The 14,366-nt window shown below is 65.4% G+C and carries 14 protein-coding genes; 7 read left to right on the top strand and 7 right to left on the bottom strand.

All coding sequences use genetic code 11. From position 1 onward, the window contains the following. Window positions 1-70 precede the first annotated feature (70 nt). From ACEN9N_RS27895 to ACEN9N_RS27920, 6 genes are all read right to left on the bottom strand, one after another. Window positions 71-1,744 carry an ApeA N-terminal domain 1-containing protein gene (locus tag ACEN9N_RS27895; protein WP_028253979.1) on the bottom strand — a complete coding sequence of 558 codons (1,674 nt, stop codon included), beginning with the start codon at window positions 1,742-1,744 and terminating at the stop codon, window positions 71-73. A gap of 239 nt (window positions 1,745-1,983) precedes the next feature. Continuing rightward, window positions 1,984-2,862, bottom strand: coding sequence for a hypothetical protein (locus tag ACEN9N_RS27900; RefSeq protein ID WP_413747849.1), 879 nt, complete (start codon window positions 2,860-2,862; stop codon window positions 1,984-1,986). A gap of 45 nt (window positions 2,863-2,907) precedes the next feature. Continuing rightward, a complete protein-coding gene (locus ACEN9N_RS27905; protein ID WP_028253977.1) occupies window positions 2,908-3,198 on the bottom strand; it encodes a helix-turn-helix transcriptional regulator in 291 nt (96 codons plus the stop codon). Between the two features lie 47 nt (window positions 3,199-3,245). Further along, on the bottom strand, window positions 3,246-4,217 hold the full coding sequence (locus ACEN9N_RS27910; RefSeq protein ID WP_028253976.1) for a hypothetical protein: 972 nt from the start codon (window positions 4,215-4,217) through the stop codon (window positions 3,246-3,248). 5 nt (window positions 4,218-4,222) lie between these two features. Beyond that, window positions 4,223-4,612 (bottom strand): hypothetical protein, encoded by a 390-nt coding sequence (locus ACEN9N_RS27915; protein ID WP_028253975.1) that lies wholly within the window; start codon window positions 4,610-4,612, stop codon window positions 4,223-4,225. Between the two features lie 267 nt (window positions 4,613-4,879). Beyond that, window positions 4,880-6,166 (bottom strand): tyrosine-type recombinase/integrase, encoded by a 1,287-nt coding sequence (locus ACEN9N_RS27920; RefSeq protein ID WP_028253974.1) that lies wholly within the window; start codon window positions 6,164-6,166, stop codon window positions 4,880-4,882. 154 nt (window positions 6,167-6,320) lie between these two features. Here ACEN9N_RS27920 and ACEN9N_RS27925 point away from each other — a divergent pair, with 154 nt between their 5' ends. Then, the gene (locus ACEN9N_RS27925; protein WP_413332732.1) at window positions 6,321-7,391 is read left to right on the top strand and encodes an AraC family transcriptional regulator; all 1,071 of its coding nucleotides are present in this window, start codon (window positions 6,321-6,323) and stop codon (window positions 7,389-7,391) included. A gap of 33 nt (window positions 7,392-7,424) precedes the next feature. Here the strand turns inward: ACEN9N_RS27925 and ACEN9N_RS27930 are convergent, their stop codons facing one another. Beyond that, on the bottom strand, window positions 7,425-8,333 hold the full coding sequence (locus tag ACEN9N_RS27930) for a LysR family transcriptional regulator (RefSeq protein ID WP_007831090.1): 909 nt from the start codon (window positions 8,331-8,333) through the stop codon (window positions 7,425-7,427). A gap of 179 nt (window positions 8,334-8,512) precedes the next feature. Here ACEN9N_RS27930 and ACEN9N_RS27935 point away from each other — a divergent pair, with 179 nt between their 5' ends. The 6 genes from ACEN9N_RS27935 to ACEN9N_RS27960 all read left to right on the top strand — a co-directional run bounded on the left by ACEN9N_RS27935 (window position 8,513) and on the right by ACEN9N_RS27960 (window position 14,336). Then, window positions 8,513-9,232, top strand: a complete 720-nt coding sequence (locus ACEN9N_RS27935; RefSeq protein WP_495655014.1) for a pirin family protein — start codon at window positions 8,513-8,515, stop codon at window positions 9,230-9,232. Window positions 9,233-9,373: 141 nt separating this feature from the next. After that, window positions 9,374-10,027, top strand: a complete 654-nt coding sequence (locus ACEN9N_RS27940; RefSeq protein WP_007831100.1) for a hydrolase — start codon at window positions 9,374-9,376, stop codon at window positions 10,025-10,027. Between the two features lie 20 nt (window positions 10,028-10,047). After that, window positions 10,048-10,341, top strand: coding sequence for a DUF1427 family protein (locus ACEN9N_RS27945; protein WP_413313613.1), 294 nt, complete (start codon window positions 10,048-10,050; stop codon window positions 10,339-10,341). 104 nt (window positions 10,342-10,445) lie between these two features. Continuing rightward, a complete protein-coding gene (locus ACEN9N_RS27950; protein ID WP_495655015.1) occupies window positions 10,446-12,335 on the top strand; it encodes an amidohydrolase in 1,890 nt (629 codons plus the stop codon). Continuing rightward, a complete protein-coding gene (locus tag ACEN9N_RS27955) occupies window positions 12,335-12,742 on the top strand; it encodes a DoxX family protein (protein ID WP_200955479.1) in 408 nt (135 codons plus the stop codon). The genes ACEN9N_RS27950 and ACEN9N_RS27955 overlap by 1 nt, the downstream gene beginning before the upstream one ends. Continuing rightward, a complete protein-coding gene (locus tag ACEN9N_RS27960) occupies window positions 12,735-14,336 on the top strand; it encodes an MFS transporter (protein ID WP_413313606.1) in 1,602 nt (533 codons plus the stop codon). Before ACEN9N_RS27955 ends, ACEN9N_RS27960 begins: the two co-directional genes overlap by 8 nt. The last annotated feature ends 30 nt before the right edge of the window (window positions 14,337-14,366 follow it).

A 14,366-nucleotide genomic window follows, 5' to 3' on the forward strand; every position in this document is an offset into this window, starting at 1 on the left:
CAGTTCAGATCATGTCAATTTGCCAGAACTATCTGGCGCGGCCAAGTCCATCTTAGTATTTGCATCCAGCTTAATCCGGAAGGCGAGAAAGGTCGATGAGCACCGTGGAATGAAGAGCCTCTATCTGCTTGCCGTCCTCGAAGTATGCGTCACCAATGTAAGTCACTGCCTCCTCGGGCAGGCGAAGGAGTTCGTGGTGACGCACTCCAAGGCGCGCACTCAGTGCGTTTTCAATCTCCTCCGAATGGCTCGCCGAGTATGAAATGACGCCACTCCGGTCTCGAACAAAGCAGTTGCAGAGCAGCCTCCGCGAACGCTGTTGAATCACTTGCAGCGCCTGCGGAGATACTCGGAAGAACGACGTTGGCTTGAGCGTTCGATCAAGATGCACTTGGTCCACGTCGGAGTCCATGCGCAATCTGTTGAGCGGCCTCGCGAGGCACTGAAGGAACACGTCGCGCCCCAAGCCGACGTCAATGAAGAAAAGGTGCGTCAGTAGCAGGATGATCCGGTTCGTTATCACGAAGATGGGCGTTATGTCTGGCCCGGCGAACGAGGGCTGCTGGCCATGCGCAACCTCGTCCCGCAGATCCTTGATAGTCTCGAAGTCGGCATGTGACAGGTTGATAACCTTGAGGACGTCCGCGTCGAGGGTGTTCAGTAACTGCTGGAACTTGCTCGCGAAGGTGTCGTTCGCTGAGAAGATTTGCGTTGCAGCTTTCATCACATCGCCCTGCTGTGCTTGGTCGAGTGGCGGCTTGATGGCACCGAGGGCCGCTTGCAAGCGCAGGAGCTTCTTCGTCGGCGGCGCGGAAGGTCCCTTCTTTGGGATTTGTGAGACATAACTGTCCAGGAGGGTCACGTAGCCAAGGACGCGATGCTCCCAGAAGCCCTCATAGCTCTGCATCCCCGCAACACGGCTCCAAATGACCTCCCGATAGTTCGAGCGGAAGAATCTGTTGACGATGTCATCCCAGTAGGCGTCGACATCACTCTTCGCTGTGAGGAATGTTCGCCACGAGACTCGGTCTTGGTCGTTCTGGAGCGGTTCCCGCTTCGGCGGTGACTTGAAGAGTCCATAGAACAACCGCCAGCCGTGCTTGCCATCCGCGGACACGTCGACAGAGACGATCGAGCACGGATGCCCCAACAGGAGGGAAAAGAGATTCGAGAACCGTTGCGCGCGTTGCTTGACCTCGGCGAGTGAGAAGCGGTCTTGGGTAGCCGTAAAGCAGAACTCGAAATGCTGGTGGAGGTTTCGATCCTCTCCTTGACGCTCGAGGGAGCCGACGTAGAAGCTCGACGATTTGAAGTGGTGGCCTGGCAGGGAGACTTCCGCAACGAGTGGCACAGGCGCACCGCCCCATTCAAGCCTTTCGCCGGGATCGCCGTCGATGGACATCTGCTGGAAGAACCATTCCGATACGTTCGAATACCGGACTTCGAAGCTTAGGAACTGCGAAGCCTTGACCTCGCCGCCGATGACGAATTCTGGAAAGAGCGTGCGATCTCTGCACTCGCAATTGAACAGGCTCAATCGCGTACCGTCGTCCGCATGCGCCAGCAGCCCCTCGGCCAACTGGGCATCGCTCAACGAAATTTCGCGGCCCAGACCGTCGAGGACGAACCGCGCTAAGCAGCTGTATCCGAAGGTGATTGAGCCCTCGCCAATGTCTCCCACGTCGGGATGCGACAGCCTGACGCGTAGCGTCCGCTGGTGGTTGGAATCGTTCGATAGCCCCATCTAGTATTCCAGCGACTTCATGTCCTATGAACCCGGCACGATTGTGGACCGACTCGGCAATCCGCACCGGGTTCGCATCCCCATCCCCTCCAGGATGGTCCAGCGTGTATCGACCGGCTCTGCCGGAACTCGTGCGTTCTGGCACGGCTGCAACCATTCAGAGGTTGCGTCCTCGTGCTGGAGCGCGCGCAGTTGAGGGACAAATGGCCACTTGGACGTGAAATCCGATGGGGCGATGCTCAAGCGCACACGTCCGCCCCTGATTTCTCCGCGGCACGCTTGACCCGTGCGGTGAACGCGACATAGTTCTCGCCTTGCCCCACCGAGAACGCCGCTTCGTCCCATGCATCGAGGCCGAGGGCGCTCGCCTTCGCATCGATCCCGCTGCGCGTCTGGTCCCATGCGACAGCAGGCAGATCCGGACTCTCGCCGATCTCTTCCGCCTCCTGCACCTGGCGCTTCACGATGCTGAGCAGGTATGCCATCCCCTTCGACGGGTTCGCCTTGACGCACACCTCCGCAGCCCGCTTGAAGACCTCCACGTCGACACCTTTTTCGACGAGGGCGCGTAGCGTCGGGTGCGAGGGGTTCACGTCAGTCACACCGATGGCATGGATGGCCTTGCAAATCGCGGCTGCTTTCGTTGAGATCCGAGCTTCGTCAGCCGAGCTATCTGCCGATTGCCGAGCGTCCGGCGTCATCTTCTCCGCTCCGTTTTCACCGTCTGCTGAAGGTGCAGCGATATGCAGATCCCGAAGATGGGAAGAGACAGCGCCACCAGCTGCCGCATTCCCCGTCTCGCGCTCCCGCTGCCGACGCTTTCTTTCGGCGCCCCCATCGTCCTCACGCTCCCTCTTGGGCTGGCGCCGCTCCCAGGCCACCAGACGGCCGGTGTCTTTGGCGATCAGCGCCTTGTCCCGCATCAGTCCGTAGACCCGCTGCGTGATGCCTTCCTCCACCCCAAGGGCAAAGTCCATCGATTCAAAATCCGGTACCCCGGGATTGCCCCGGTCCTCGGACTCGCTCGCCGCCTCCAGCAGATGGGCCCAGATGGCGATCACCTCCGCCATGGACACGCCGGCCTTCTTGGCGATCAACCCGAGCTTCGGATCGGTCACGGTTCCGTGATGCCATCTGAACCAATGCATATCCGCCATGACGCGTCAGACCTCCGATGCTTGCGTCTCGCGGAGCCTGGGGGACCGCACATTCGCGCCGTTCGCCGAGTCGACCTGCTCGACGATCCAGGCATCGATGGACGACTTCAGCCAGACGGTGCAGCGCCGGCCCAGGGAGATGCTGCGGGGAAAGGCCCCAGCGGACATGCGCGCATAGATCGCGCTCTTCTTCAGACACACGCGGCGCTCGACCTCCTGGATGCGGAGGAAGCGATCTCCTGGCGCTGCTTTGAGGACGGGTGGGGCTTCCATACGGACAGATTCGGAATTGAACATGGAGCGAGGATCGCGCGACAAAGCTGACATCCGTAAGGCACGCGATGTCACGTGGAAACCATTTCCAGATCGGCTGCGCGGTGGTTTTCGTGCCCCCTCGCTTCGCGTTCGACCGCCTCCTTGACGCGACGGAAGTACGCCGGCCAGTGCTCGCGATCGGCGCCGAGGTCGAACTCCCGCCATCGCCCGATGCCAAGCTCCTCGGCTTTCGCCTCGATGCTGGCCCGGCTTTCGTCCCATGCAGCCTGCGGCATCCCCGGTCGCTCGCCGATGTCCACCGCCTCCCGCAACTGGCGCTCCACAATGCCAAGCAGGTATCCCATGCCCTTGGCGGGGTGCGCTCTGGTGCAGATCTCGGCGGCCTGCTCGAAGGTCTCCACGCCGATGCCTTTGTCGATCAACGCGCGCAGCTTCGGATGCGACGGGCTCACATCGGTCACCCCCTTGGCCCTGATCGCCTTGCAGACGGTTCCCGCTTTCGTGGAGGTTTGAGATTCGTCGCCCCCCACTTCCCCCGCTTGCGGGGGGTAGGGGGGTGTTCTCTTATCTCTTCTCCTCTCCTCTCCTCTGGGTGTGACTTGGCGGGACATGGCGTGACATGGCGTGACACTGATGGATTCGGTGTGACCTGGCGGGACAGCCGCCGTCACGCCTGCCGCTTCGCGTTCCCGCTGGCGGCGCTTTCTGTCCGCGCTGGTCTCGTCGTCGCGTTCACGTCTGGGCTGCCGCTTCTCCCATGCGGCAAGGCGTCCGGTGTCGCTGTCGATCAGGGCCCGGTCCTGCATGAGCCCGTAAACCCGCGCGGTGGTGCCCTCATCAACCCCGAGGGCGAAGTCGAGGGCCTCGAAGTCAAGCGCCCCCGGATGGCCGCGATCCTCGGAAGCGCTGGCCGCTTCGAGCAGGCAGGCCCATACCGCGATGACCTCGGCCATCGAGGTGCCCGCCTTCTTTGCAATCAAACCCAGCTTCGGATCAGTGACCGTTCCGTGGTGCCATCGGAACCAATGCATGTCGGCCATGGTGGCTAGGCTCCCTGTTCTTCGGGTCTCGGGCATCCCTGGCGGCGGGCCCCGTCCAGCGCATCGCATTGGCGCTCGATCTGGGCGCTGAGCAGTCCCAGCGACACCGACATGAGCCGTTCCAGCGCGCCGCGGTGGCATGCGTTGAAGAAGGGCGCAGGGCTTGCGTCGGAGCAAGCCGCCTCGCGCCGGTCTTCGTCCCAGGAAAGCAATTGGGCGAGCATGTGCGTGCCTTGCACCACGTCGCGCGCGTCGTTCAGGAATTCGGCGAGCCGCTGCTGCGGAGGGCTCAACCCTTCCCCTCGAACCCATTCGAAGGGCTTGAATTGAGCGGTGGGGCGATAGCTCGCGAAGGAGCTGCCGGCGTCGGCGCCAGCGTCAGAAGAATCGGCCATGGGCCTCCAAGGACTTCGGTTTGCAAAAACCGCCGTCCCTGAGACCAATCAAAGGCGGCAGCTCGACGGGTTGGTCTACCGGGAAGTCCTTGCGGAAACCGGCCGGGCTTGCGCCCGCCCATCGAGCCGCCAAAAAAGGGGCACGAACGACAAAGCCGCAGACCAAGGCGGTAACTGCGGCTTTCGTCGCAGGACTTCTTCGGGAGACCAATCCCGACCTCGCTCATCGCGAGGCGACATAACTGTAAGCGGTGTCCGCCGCCCTCGTCAAGCTGCGCGCAGCTTCACCACGTCGGCGCCATGGCGCAATTCGTCAAGGTAGTCGGCCCACTTTTGCATCATCGAGAAACGTTCCACGCGAAACTCCGTGCGGTTGTAGGCGCGGCCGAGGCTGTCTTTGACGGCATGTGCGAGCTGCGCCTCGATCACCGACTCGTCGACGCCCAGGCGCTCCGCGAGGATGGTGCGCGCGGTCGCTCGGAAGCCATGGGCGGTCACTTCGTCTTTGCCGAAGCCCATCGCGCGCAGCGCGGCGTTGATGGCGGCATCGCTCATGGGGCGTTCGTGGCTGCGCTCGCCGGTGAAGACATAAGCGCTTCGCCCCGTGAGCGGGTGCAGGTCGCGCAAGGCTTCGACCGCCTGCCTCGCCAGGGGCACCAGGTGCGGTGCGCCGTGCAGCTTGCCAACCTTCTTGCGCTTCATGCGTGCAGCGGGCACGGTCCACAACGCAGCATCAAGGTCGATCTCTTCCCACTTCGCATGCCGCAGCTCGCCCGGACGCAGCAGGACCATGGGGGCCAGCTTCAGCGCGGTGCGGACCACGTGTGTGCCCTTGTAGCCGTCGCAGGCGCGCAGCAGCTCGCCCAGGCGCTTGGGGTCGGTGATGGCCGGGAAGTGCTGCACGAGCGGTTTGCGCAAGGCGTCCTTCAGGTCGCGGGCCGGATTGCTCGTCGCGCGGCCGGTGGCGACGGCAAAGCGGAAGACCTGGCCGCAGTTCTCCAGCGCGCGGTGGGCGGTCTCGACCACGCCGCGCGACTCGATGCGGCGGATGACCGTCAGCAGCTCGGGCGGGTCGATCTGCGCGATGGGGCGCGTGCCGATGTAGGGGAACACATCGTTCTCCAGCCGGCCGATGATCTTGACGCCGTAGCTCTCGGCCCAGTCGGCGCGGCGCACGTCGTACCACTCGCGTGCGACGTGCTCAAAGCTGTCGAGGACAGGCAGGCCGGCGTCGGCGCGCGCCGACGCTTCACGGGCCTGGACATGCGCCGCACGGACGGCCTTCCTGGCCTCGCTGGGGTCGATGCCCTGGGCCACCTTCCTGCGGGCGTCCTCGGCGCGCTCGCGGGCCAGGGCGATGCCGATGGTGGGGTAGGTGCCGAGCGAGAGCGTTTTGCGCTTGCCGGCGAAGCTGTAGTCAAAGCGCCAGCCGTGGGCGCCGCCGTTCACGAAGAGCAGGATGTAGAGGCCGTCACCGTCGGAAATGCGCCGGCGCGGATCGCCGGGTTTGATGGAGCGGAGGGCGGTGTCGGAACCGATTAGATTGCGTGGCATGTTGATTTTGGGGTGCAGTAACTGATGCAGGAACTCAGGTTCACACCCGAACCAAATTCTAGAGCTGGCGCGGCTTTCAAGGCATCTTGCGGTAGAGCCCCAGGCCACCATCTTTTCATCCTCGGAAGTCCGGGGAATGCCCAAAAGCCCTCACGTGACAACACGTCAGGGCTTTTTTGTTGTCCAGGTGAATCCGGGACAAACCAACTCACTGCAGTCGGTCGAACAACGGATCGTCGGTGACCCGGAGCGGGGTGTGCCTGCCGAACTAAGATGTGCCCGGACAGCGCCACAGCACTTCGCTTACATGCCGACCGCACACTGCCCCAACAACCGATTCGGCCAACACCTGGCGAAGCAGTACGGCGTCGATGTCGTCCCGTCGCTCGTCGCTACGTCGCGCTGGGGGTCGGAGCTCGGCATTGCGCGCCTTCACTACGATCTCCCGCATCTTTTCGTCCTGCCGCCCTTGCCGGCCGAAGACGCTTTCGTGCTCAGCGTGGAAATCTCGTCGGGCGGCTCCCGGCGGATTCGCAGCGGCGGCACCGTGCTGCGGCTCGGCCCGCAGCGAGAAGGCGCTTTTCACATCACCGACCTGTCGGAATGCAACTCTGCCTATGTGTGCAGCCCGTTTCATTCGATGCTGTTCCACGTGCCGCGCGAAACCATCGACTCCTTTGCCGAGGAAATGGACGTACCCCGCGTGCGTGCACTGCGTTGCGACGCGGGCACGGTCGACACCGTGGTGGCGAGCCTCGGCCGCGCGATGCTGCCGGCATTGATGCAGCCCGGAGAGGCGAGCACCTTGTTCGTCGATCACCTCGCGCTGGCATTGAAGGCCCATGTGCTGCATGCCTACGGTGGCGCGGCGGGCGTGGCCAATGCAGACTCACGAGGCCTGGCGCCCTGGCAGGAGCGCCGTGCCAAGGCCTTCCTGATGGCGCACCTGGCCAGTGATGTGTCACTCGCCGAGGTTGCGCGCGAGTGCGGGCTGTCGCGCAGCCATTTCAGCAAGGCCTTCAAGCAGACTTTCGGCCAGGCCCCGCACGCGTGGCTGGTGGCGCAGCGCGTCGATGCCGCGCGCCGCCTGCTGCGCCAGCCCGATCTTCCAATCGCGGAGATCGCCGCGACCTGCGGCTTTGCCGATCAGAGCCATCTGACGCGTGTGTTCTCCGCGCACATCGGGACTCCGCCGGCGCGCTGGCGTCGCCTGAACGCCGGCTGATCCGCGCGCCGCTTCCGGCTGCGGCTCAGGGCATCACGCCGAGCGTGGCAACAAGGCCGGCACCAACGGCCGATTCAGCTGCTTCACCCACCACTGCAGCGCCTGCCCCGTGGCACCCGTCTTCCACCCCAGCCAGAACGCCTCCGGCGCGCGCGGCTCCTCGGTCTGCAATTCAATCAGCGTGCCGCGCGCCAGCTCGCCCTCGACGCAGGCGCGCGGCAGGAAGCCGTGGCCGAGCCCGGCCACCTGGCACGCGACCTTCGCGGTCATCGACGGCACCGCGATGCGCGGCTGGCCCGCCAGCAGGCCCACGGTGCGGTCCGACAAGGTACGCGCGCTGTCGCTCACCACGATGGCGTTGTGCTCCAGCAGGTCGCCTCGCCGCACCGGGCGCATCACACGCGCCAGCGCATGCGTAGGGGCGACGCAGAAAGCGAAATCGAGACTGCCCACCATCACGGCCTGGTAGCCACCGCCCGCCGGACCTTCGCCCGCGGCAATGACCACGTCGGCGCGGCCCTCGCGCAGCGCCTCCCAACTGCCGGTGAGCGCCTCGCAGCCGATGCGCAGCCGCGTGCCGCAGCGCAGCTCTTCGAAGGCGCGGACGTCGTCGATGAGCGACTGCGTGGGAATGAGCGAGTCGTGCACGAGCCGCAGCTCTGACTCGAAGCCGGTGGCGATCTGGCGCATGCGCGATTCGAGGTCGCTCGCCGCGCCGAGCAGCCAGCGCCCCTCCTTGAGCATCTCGCGGCCCGCGTCCGTGAGCGCGATGCGCGGCCCGTTGCGCTCGAACAGCTGCATGCCCAGTTGCTCCTCCAGCTTGCCCACGGCGTACGAGATGGTGGAAGGCACCTTGTTCAGGCGCGTGGCGGCGGCGGCGAAGGAGCCGTGGCGGTCGATCGCATCGACCACCTCGATGGCTTCCAGGCTGAGCTTGAGCATGCGGCGTTTCCTTCAAAAAAATGGCGCCCGGATCAATGATCGAAAAATTCGATGATAGATGGCAAAAACGTTCGTCAACAAGACCTTCTTGAAGGTCGATGATTCATCCCATGCCTCGGAAACTCCTCCGATGCCAATTATGAATTCAATCGAATTCAAGAACCGCAAAGGAATGAACCATGTTGGAAATTCGCAGTGCCGCCGACCGCGGAATCGCAGACTTCGGATGGCTGAAGTCCCGCCACACCTTCTCGTTCGGCCATTACCACGACCCGAAGCAGGAAGGCTTCTCCGACCTGCTAGTGATCAACGACGACCGCGTGACCCCCGGCCGCGGCTTCGGCACCCATCCGCACCGCGACATGGAGATCTTCTCGTACGTGCTCGACGGCGCGCTCGAGCACAAGGACTCGATGGGCACCGGCTCGGTCATCCGCCCCGGTGACGTGCAGATGATGAGCGCCGGCACCGGCGTGCGCCACAGCGAGTTCAATTCTTCGTCCACCGAGGCGCTGCATTTCCTGCAGATCTGGATCGTGCCGGCCAAGAAGGGCGTGCCGCCGCGCTACCAGCAGGTGCACTTCGCACCGGAAGAAAAGCGCGGCGGCCTGCGCCTGATCATTTCGCCCGAAGGCACCGACGGCTCGCTCGCGGTGCACCAGGACGCCCGCGTCTACGCAGGGCTGTTCGACGGCGCCGAGCAGGCCTCGCTCACGCTCGATGCCGACCGTTACGCCTATGTCCATGTGGCTCGCGGCAGCGTGGCGCTCAACGGCCAGCGCCTGAACGAGGGCGACGGTGTGCGGCTGCGCGACGTGCGCCAGCTCGACTTGGCCCAGGGTGAGGGCGCCGAAGTGCTGGTGTTCGACCTTCGCCCCAACGAGCTGCCTGCGTTCTGAGCCACGCGACGGCAAATGTCCAAACCGCCTCATTAATCGACAAGACACGCACCCTCGCTCCCAACGAGGATTGCTTCACGGGTTAACCCCAGTTTTTTCTCTCGCCGATCTCTCATCCCATCCCATTCACGGAGTTATTTCATGTCCATCAAAGCCACCCCCACCGCCGGCGCCAAGCTGCTCACCCCCAAGGACCACACGCTCGTCATGATCGACTTCCAGTCGCAGATGGCCTTCGCCACGCACTCGATCGACGCGGTCAATTTGCGGAACAACGCCGCGCTGGTGGCCAACGCGGCCGCAGGCTTCGGTGTGTCGACCATCCTCACGACGGTGGCCGAGAAGAGTTTTTCGGGCCCGATGTTCAGCGAGATCACCGACGCCTTCCCGGGCCAGAAGATGCTCGACCGTACCTCGATGAACACCTGGGAAGATGCCGCCGTGATCGACCGCATCAACGAGATCGGCAAGAAGCGCATCGTGCTGTCCGGCCTGTGGACCGGCGTGTGCATCGTCGGCCCGGCGCTGTCGGCGCTGGACCAGGGCTTCGAGGTGTACGTGATCGCCGACGCCTGCGGCGACGTGTCCGCCGAGGCGCACAACCGCGCGATGGACCGCATGGTGCAGGCCGGCGCGCAGCCCATGACCTCGCTGCAATACCTGCTCGAGCTGCAACGCGACTGGGCTCGCACCGACACCTACGAGCTGACCACCGGCATCGCCAAGAAGTTCGGCGGCGCCTACGGCCTGGGCGTGACCTACGCCAAGACCATGTTCGGCGCGCACGAAGGCTGAATCCCGCGGTGAGCACGAAGATGAAGCCCTATGTCCTGTCGCTTGCGCTCGGCCTGCTGGTCGGCGTGATCTACGCACTGTTCCAGGTGCGCTCGCCGGCCCCGCCGGTCATCGCCCTGGTGGGGCTTCTCGGGATCCTGCTCGGCGAGCAGATCCCGCCGCTCATCAAGAGCGTGATCAAGCCCGATACCGTGGCCACCTCGTGGCTGCAGCACCAGGTCGCGCCGCATGTGTTCGGCGAGTTGCCGCAGCGCGCGAAGGCCGAGCCCGCTGCCGCAGCCGCCGCCGTATCGACCACACACAAAGAGTCATGAGCGATCTGTTCGACGAACAACGCCGCCGCCTGTGCCTGGGCACACTCGGTGCCGCCATTGCCGGCTCGGCAATGACCCCCTCTCATGCCCAAAGGAAGTCTGACATGGCCAGTTCCTCCGCCCCCGATCTGATCCTGCATAACGGCCGCTTCACCACGCTGGACCGCGCCAACCCCGAGGCCAGCGCCGTGGCCATCAAGGACGGCCGCTTCCTGCGGGTCGGTCGCAGCGAAGACGTGCTGCCGCTGGCCGGCACCGGCACCCGCGTGGTCGACCTGCAGGGCAAGCGCGTGCTGCCGGGGTTGATCGACAACCACCTGCACATCATTCGCGGCGGGCTCAACTACAACCTCGAACTGCGCTGGGACGGCGTGCGCAGCCTGGCCGATGCCATGGGCATGCTCAAGCGCCAGGTCGCCATCACGCCGGCGCCCCAATGGGTGCGCGTGGTGGGTGGCTTCACCGAGCACCAGTTCGCCGAGAAGCGCCTGCCGACCATCGAGGAACTGAACGCCGTGGCGCCCGACACGCCGGTGTTCATCCTGCACCTGTACGACCGCGCGCTGCTCAACGGCGCCGCCATGCGCGCCGTGGGCTACACCAAGGACACACCCGCACCGCCCGGCGGCGAGATCGTGCGCGACAGCGCCGGCAACCCGACCGGCCTGCTGCTGGCCAAGCCCAACGCGTCCATCCTGTATGCCACGCTGGCCAAGGGCCCGAAGCTGCCGTTCGACTACCAGGTGAACTCCACGCGCCACTTCATGCGCGAGCTCAACCGCCTGGGCGTGACCGGCGCCATCGACGCGGGCGGCGGCTTCCAGAACTACCCCGAGGACTACCAGGTGATCCAGCAGCTGGCCGATGCCGGCCAGCTCACCATCCGCCTGGCCTACAACCTGTTCACGCAGAAGCCCAAGCAGGAGAAGCAGGACTTCCTGAACTGGACCGCCACCTCCAAATACAAGCAGGGCGACGACTACTTCCGCCACAACGGCGCGGGCGAAATGCTGGTGTTCTCGGCCGCCGACTTCGAGGACTTCCGCCAGCCGCGCCCCGACATGGCGCCTGAGATGGAAGGCGAGCTGGAAGAAGTGGTGCGCGTGCTCGCGCAGAACCGCTGGCCCTGGCGCCTGCACGCCACTTACGACGAAACCATCGACCGCGCGCTCGATGTGTTCGAGAAGGTCAACCGCGACACGCCGCTGGCCGGCCTGAACTGGTTCTTCGATCACTGCGAAACCATCTCCGAGAAGTCGATCGACCGCATCGCGGCGCTCGGCGGCGGCATTGCCGTGCAGCACCGCATGGCCTACCAGGGCGAGTACTTCGTCGAGCGCTACGGTGTCGGCGCGGCCGAGGCCACGCCGCCCGTGAAGCGCATGCTCGAGAAGGGCGTGAACGTGTCCGCCGGCACCGACGCCACGCGCGTCGCGTCGTACAACCCGTGGGTGTCGCTGTCGTGGCTCGTCACCGGCAAGACCGTGGGCGGCATGCAGCTCACGCCGCAGCGCAACTGCATCGACCGCGAGACGGCGCTGCGCATGTGGACCGAGAAGGTCACCTGGTTCTCCAACGAGGTCGGCAAGAAGGGCCGCATCGAGGCCGGCCAGCTGGCCGACCTGATGGTGCCCGACCGCGACTTCTTCGCCTGCGCCGAATCGGACATCGCCGGCACCACCGCGCTGCTCACCATGGTGGGCGGCAAGGTGGTCTACGGCGCCGGTCCGTTCGCACCGCTGGACGAAGGCACGCCGCCGCCGGCCATGCCCGACTGGTCGCCCGCGCGCACCTTCGGCGGCTACGCGGGCTGGGGCGACAAGGAAGGGCGCCCCTTGCAGCAGACGATCCGTCGCATGGCGGCGGATTGCGCCTGCGCCAACGACTGCAACGTGCACGGCCACCAGCACGCCACGGCCTGGAGCAGCAAGCTGCCCATTGCCGATCTGAAGAGTTTCTGGGGCGCGCTGGGCTGCGCCTGCTGGGCGGTGTGATGAAGACGATGCACTGGCAACCTTCACCCGTGCTGCGCTGGATCGCGCTGCTGCTGCTGTGCGCGGCCTACCTGCAGGGTGGTTTCAACAAGGCGATGGACTTCGGCTCGGCCATCGCCGAGATGAACCACTTCGGCGTGTCACCCGCGGCACCGATGGCGGCCGCCGTCATCGTGCTGGAGCTGGGCGCCTCGGCGCTCATCCTCACGGGCTTCTATCGTTGGCTGGGTGCCGTGGCGCTGGCTGCGTTCACACTGTTCGCCACCTTCGTGGCGCTGCGCTTCTGGCAGATGCCGGTGGGCCAGGAACGCTTCATGGCCGCCAACTCGTTCTTCGAGCACCTTGGACTGGTTGGCGGCTTCCTGCTGGTGGCGTGGCACGACTTGCAGGGACGCAAGAATGACTGAGGCCGTCAAAGCCGCGCAGCCAGCCGGTGGCGGCGGTGGCAGCTTCGCGCCGCTGCGCCAGCCCGTCTTCGCCGTGCTGTGGACCGCCACCGTGCTCGGCAACATCGGCAGCTTCATGCGCGACGTGGCGAGTTCATGGCTGGTGACCGACTTGTCGGCCAGCCCGACGGCCGTGGCGCTGATCCAGACCGCGGCCACGCTGCCGATCTTCCTGCTGGCCATTCCAGCGGGCGTGCTGTCGGACATCCTCGATCGCCGGCGCTTCCTGATCTTCGTGCAGCTGGTGCTGGCCAGCGTGAGCAGTACGTTGCTGGTGCTGTCGCACACAGGCGCGCTCACCGTCGAGTACCTGATTGCGCTGACCTTCGTCGGCGGCGTCGGCGCGGCGCTGATGGGGCCGACCTGGCAGTCGATCGTGCCGGAGCTGGTGCCCAGATCCGACCTGAAGGGCGCGGTGGCGCTGAACTCGCTGGGCATCAACATCGCGCGTTCCATCGGCCCTGCGGCGGGCGGCCTGATCCTCGCGAGCTTCGGTGCGGCCCTGACCTACGGCGCCGACGTGCTGAGCTACGTGTTCGTCATTGCCGCGCTGATCTGGTGGAAGCGCCCGGCCGCGGTCGACAGCGGCCTGTCGGAGAACTTCCTCGGCGCCTTCCGTGCCGGCCTGCGCTACACGCGCGCCAGCAAGGAACTGCACCGCGTGCTGTTGCGCGCGGCCGTGTTCTTCCTGTTCGCAAGTTCGGTGTGGGCATTGCTGCCGCTGGTGGCACGCCAGATGCTGGGCGGCACCGCCGGCTTCTACGGCGTGCTGCTGGGCGCCGTTGGCGCGGGCGCCATTGCCGGTGCGCTGGTCATGCCGCGGCTGCGCCAGCGGCTCGATGCCGATGGCCTCGTGCTGCTGGCCTCGGTGATTACCGCCGCCGTGATGGGCGCGCTCGTGTTCGCACCGCCGAAGTGGCTGGCCATCGTGCTGCTGTTGCTGCTGGGCCTGGGCTGGATCATTGCGCTGACCACGCTCAACGGCGTGGCGCAGGCCATCCTGCCGAACTGGGTGCGCGGCCGCGGGCTGGCGGTGTACCTCACCGTGTTCAACGGCGCCATGGCGGCCGGCAGCCTCGGCTGGGGCCTGGTTGCACAGGAAATTGGCGTGCCCTACACGCTGGTGGCCGGCGCCATCGGCCTGGTGATCGTGGCCGTGCTGTTCCACCGTGCGCGGCTGCCCACGGGCGAGTCGGACCTGCAGGCTTCCAACCATTGGCCCGAACCGCTGGTGGCCGAGCCCATTGCGCACGACCGTGGCCCGGTGATGATCCAGGTCGAGTACCGCATCCGCAAGGAAGACCGCCCGGCCTTCCTCGACGCGATGAAGCGCCTCTCGCTGGAGCGCCGCCGCGATGGGGCGTACGCATGGGGCATCACCGAGCACACCGGTGACACCGAGCGCGTGATGGAGTGGTTCCTCGTCGAATCGTGGGCCGAGCACCTGCGCCAGCACCACCGCGTTTCGCACGCCGACGCCGACTTGCAGAGCGAGGCCGTGCGCTTTCACATCGGGCCGGACAAGCCCGCGGTGCATCACTTTCTTTCTCTCTGACGACAGATGAATTTCGCCGACAACCCGGGC

The sequence above is a fragment of the Variovorax sp. Varisp46 genome (genome assembly GCF_059491885.1).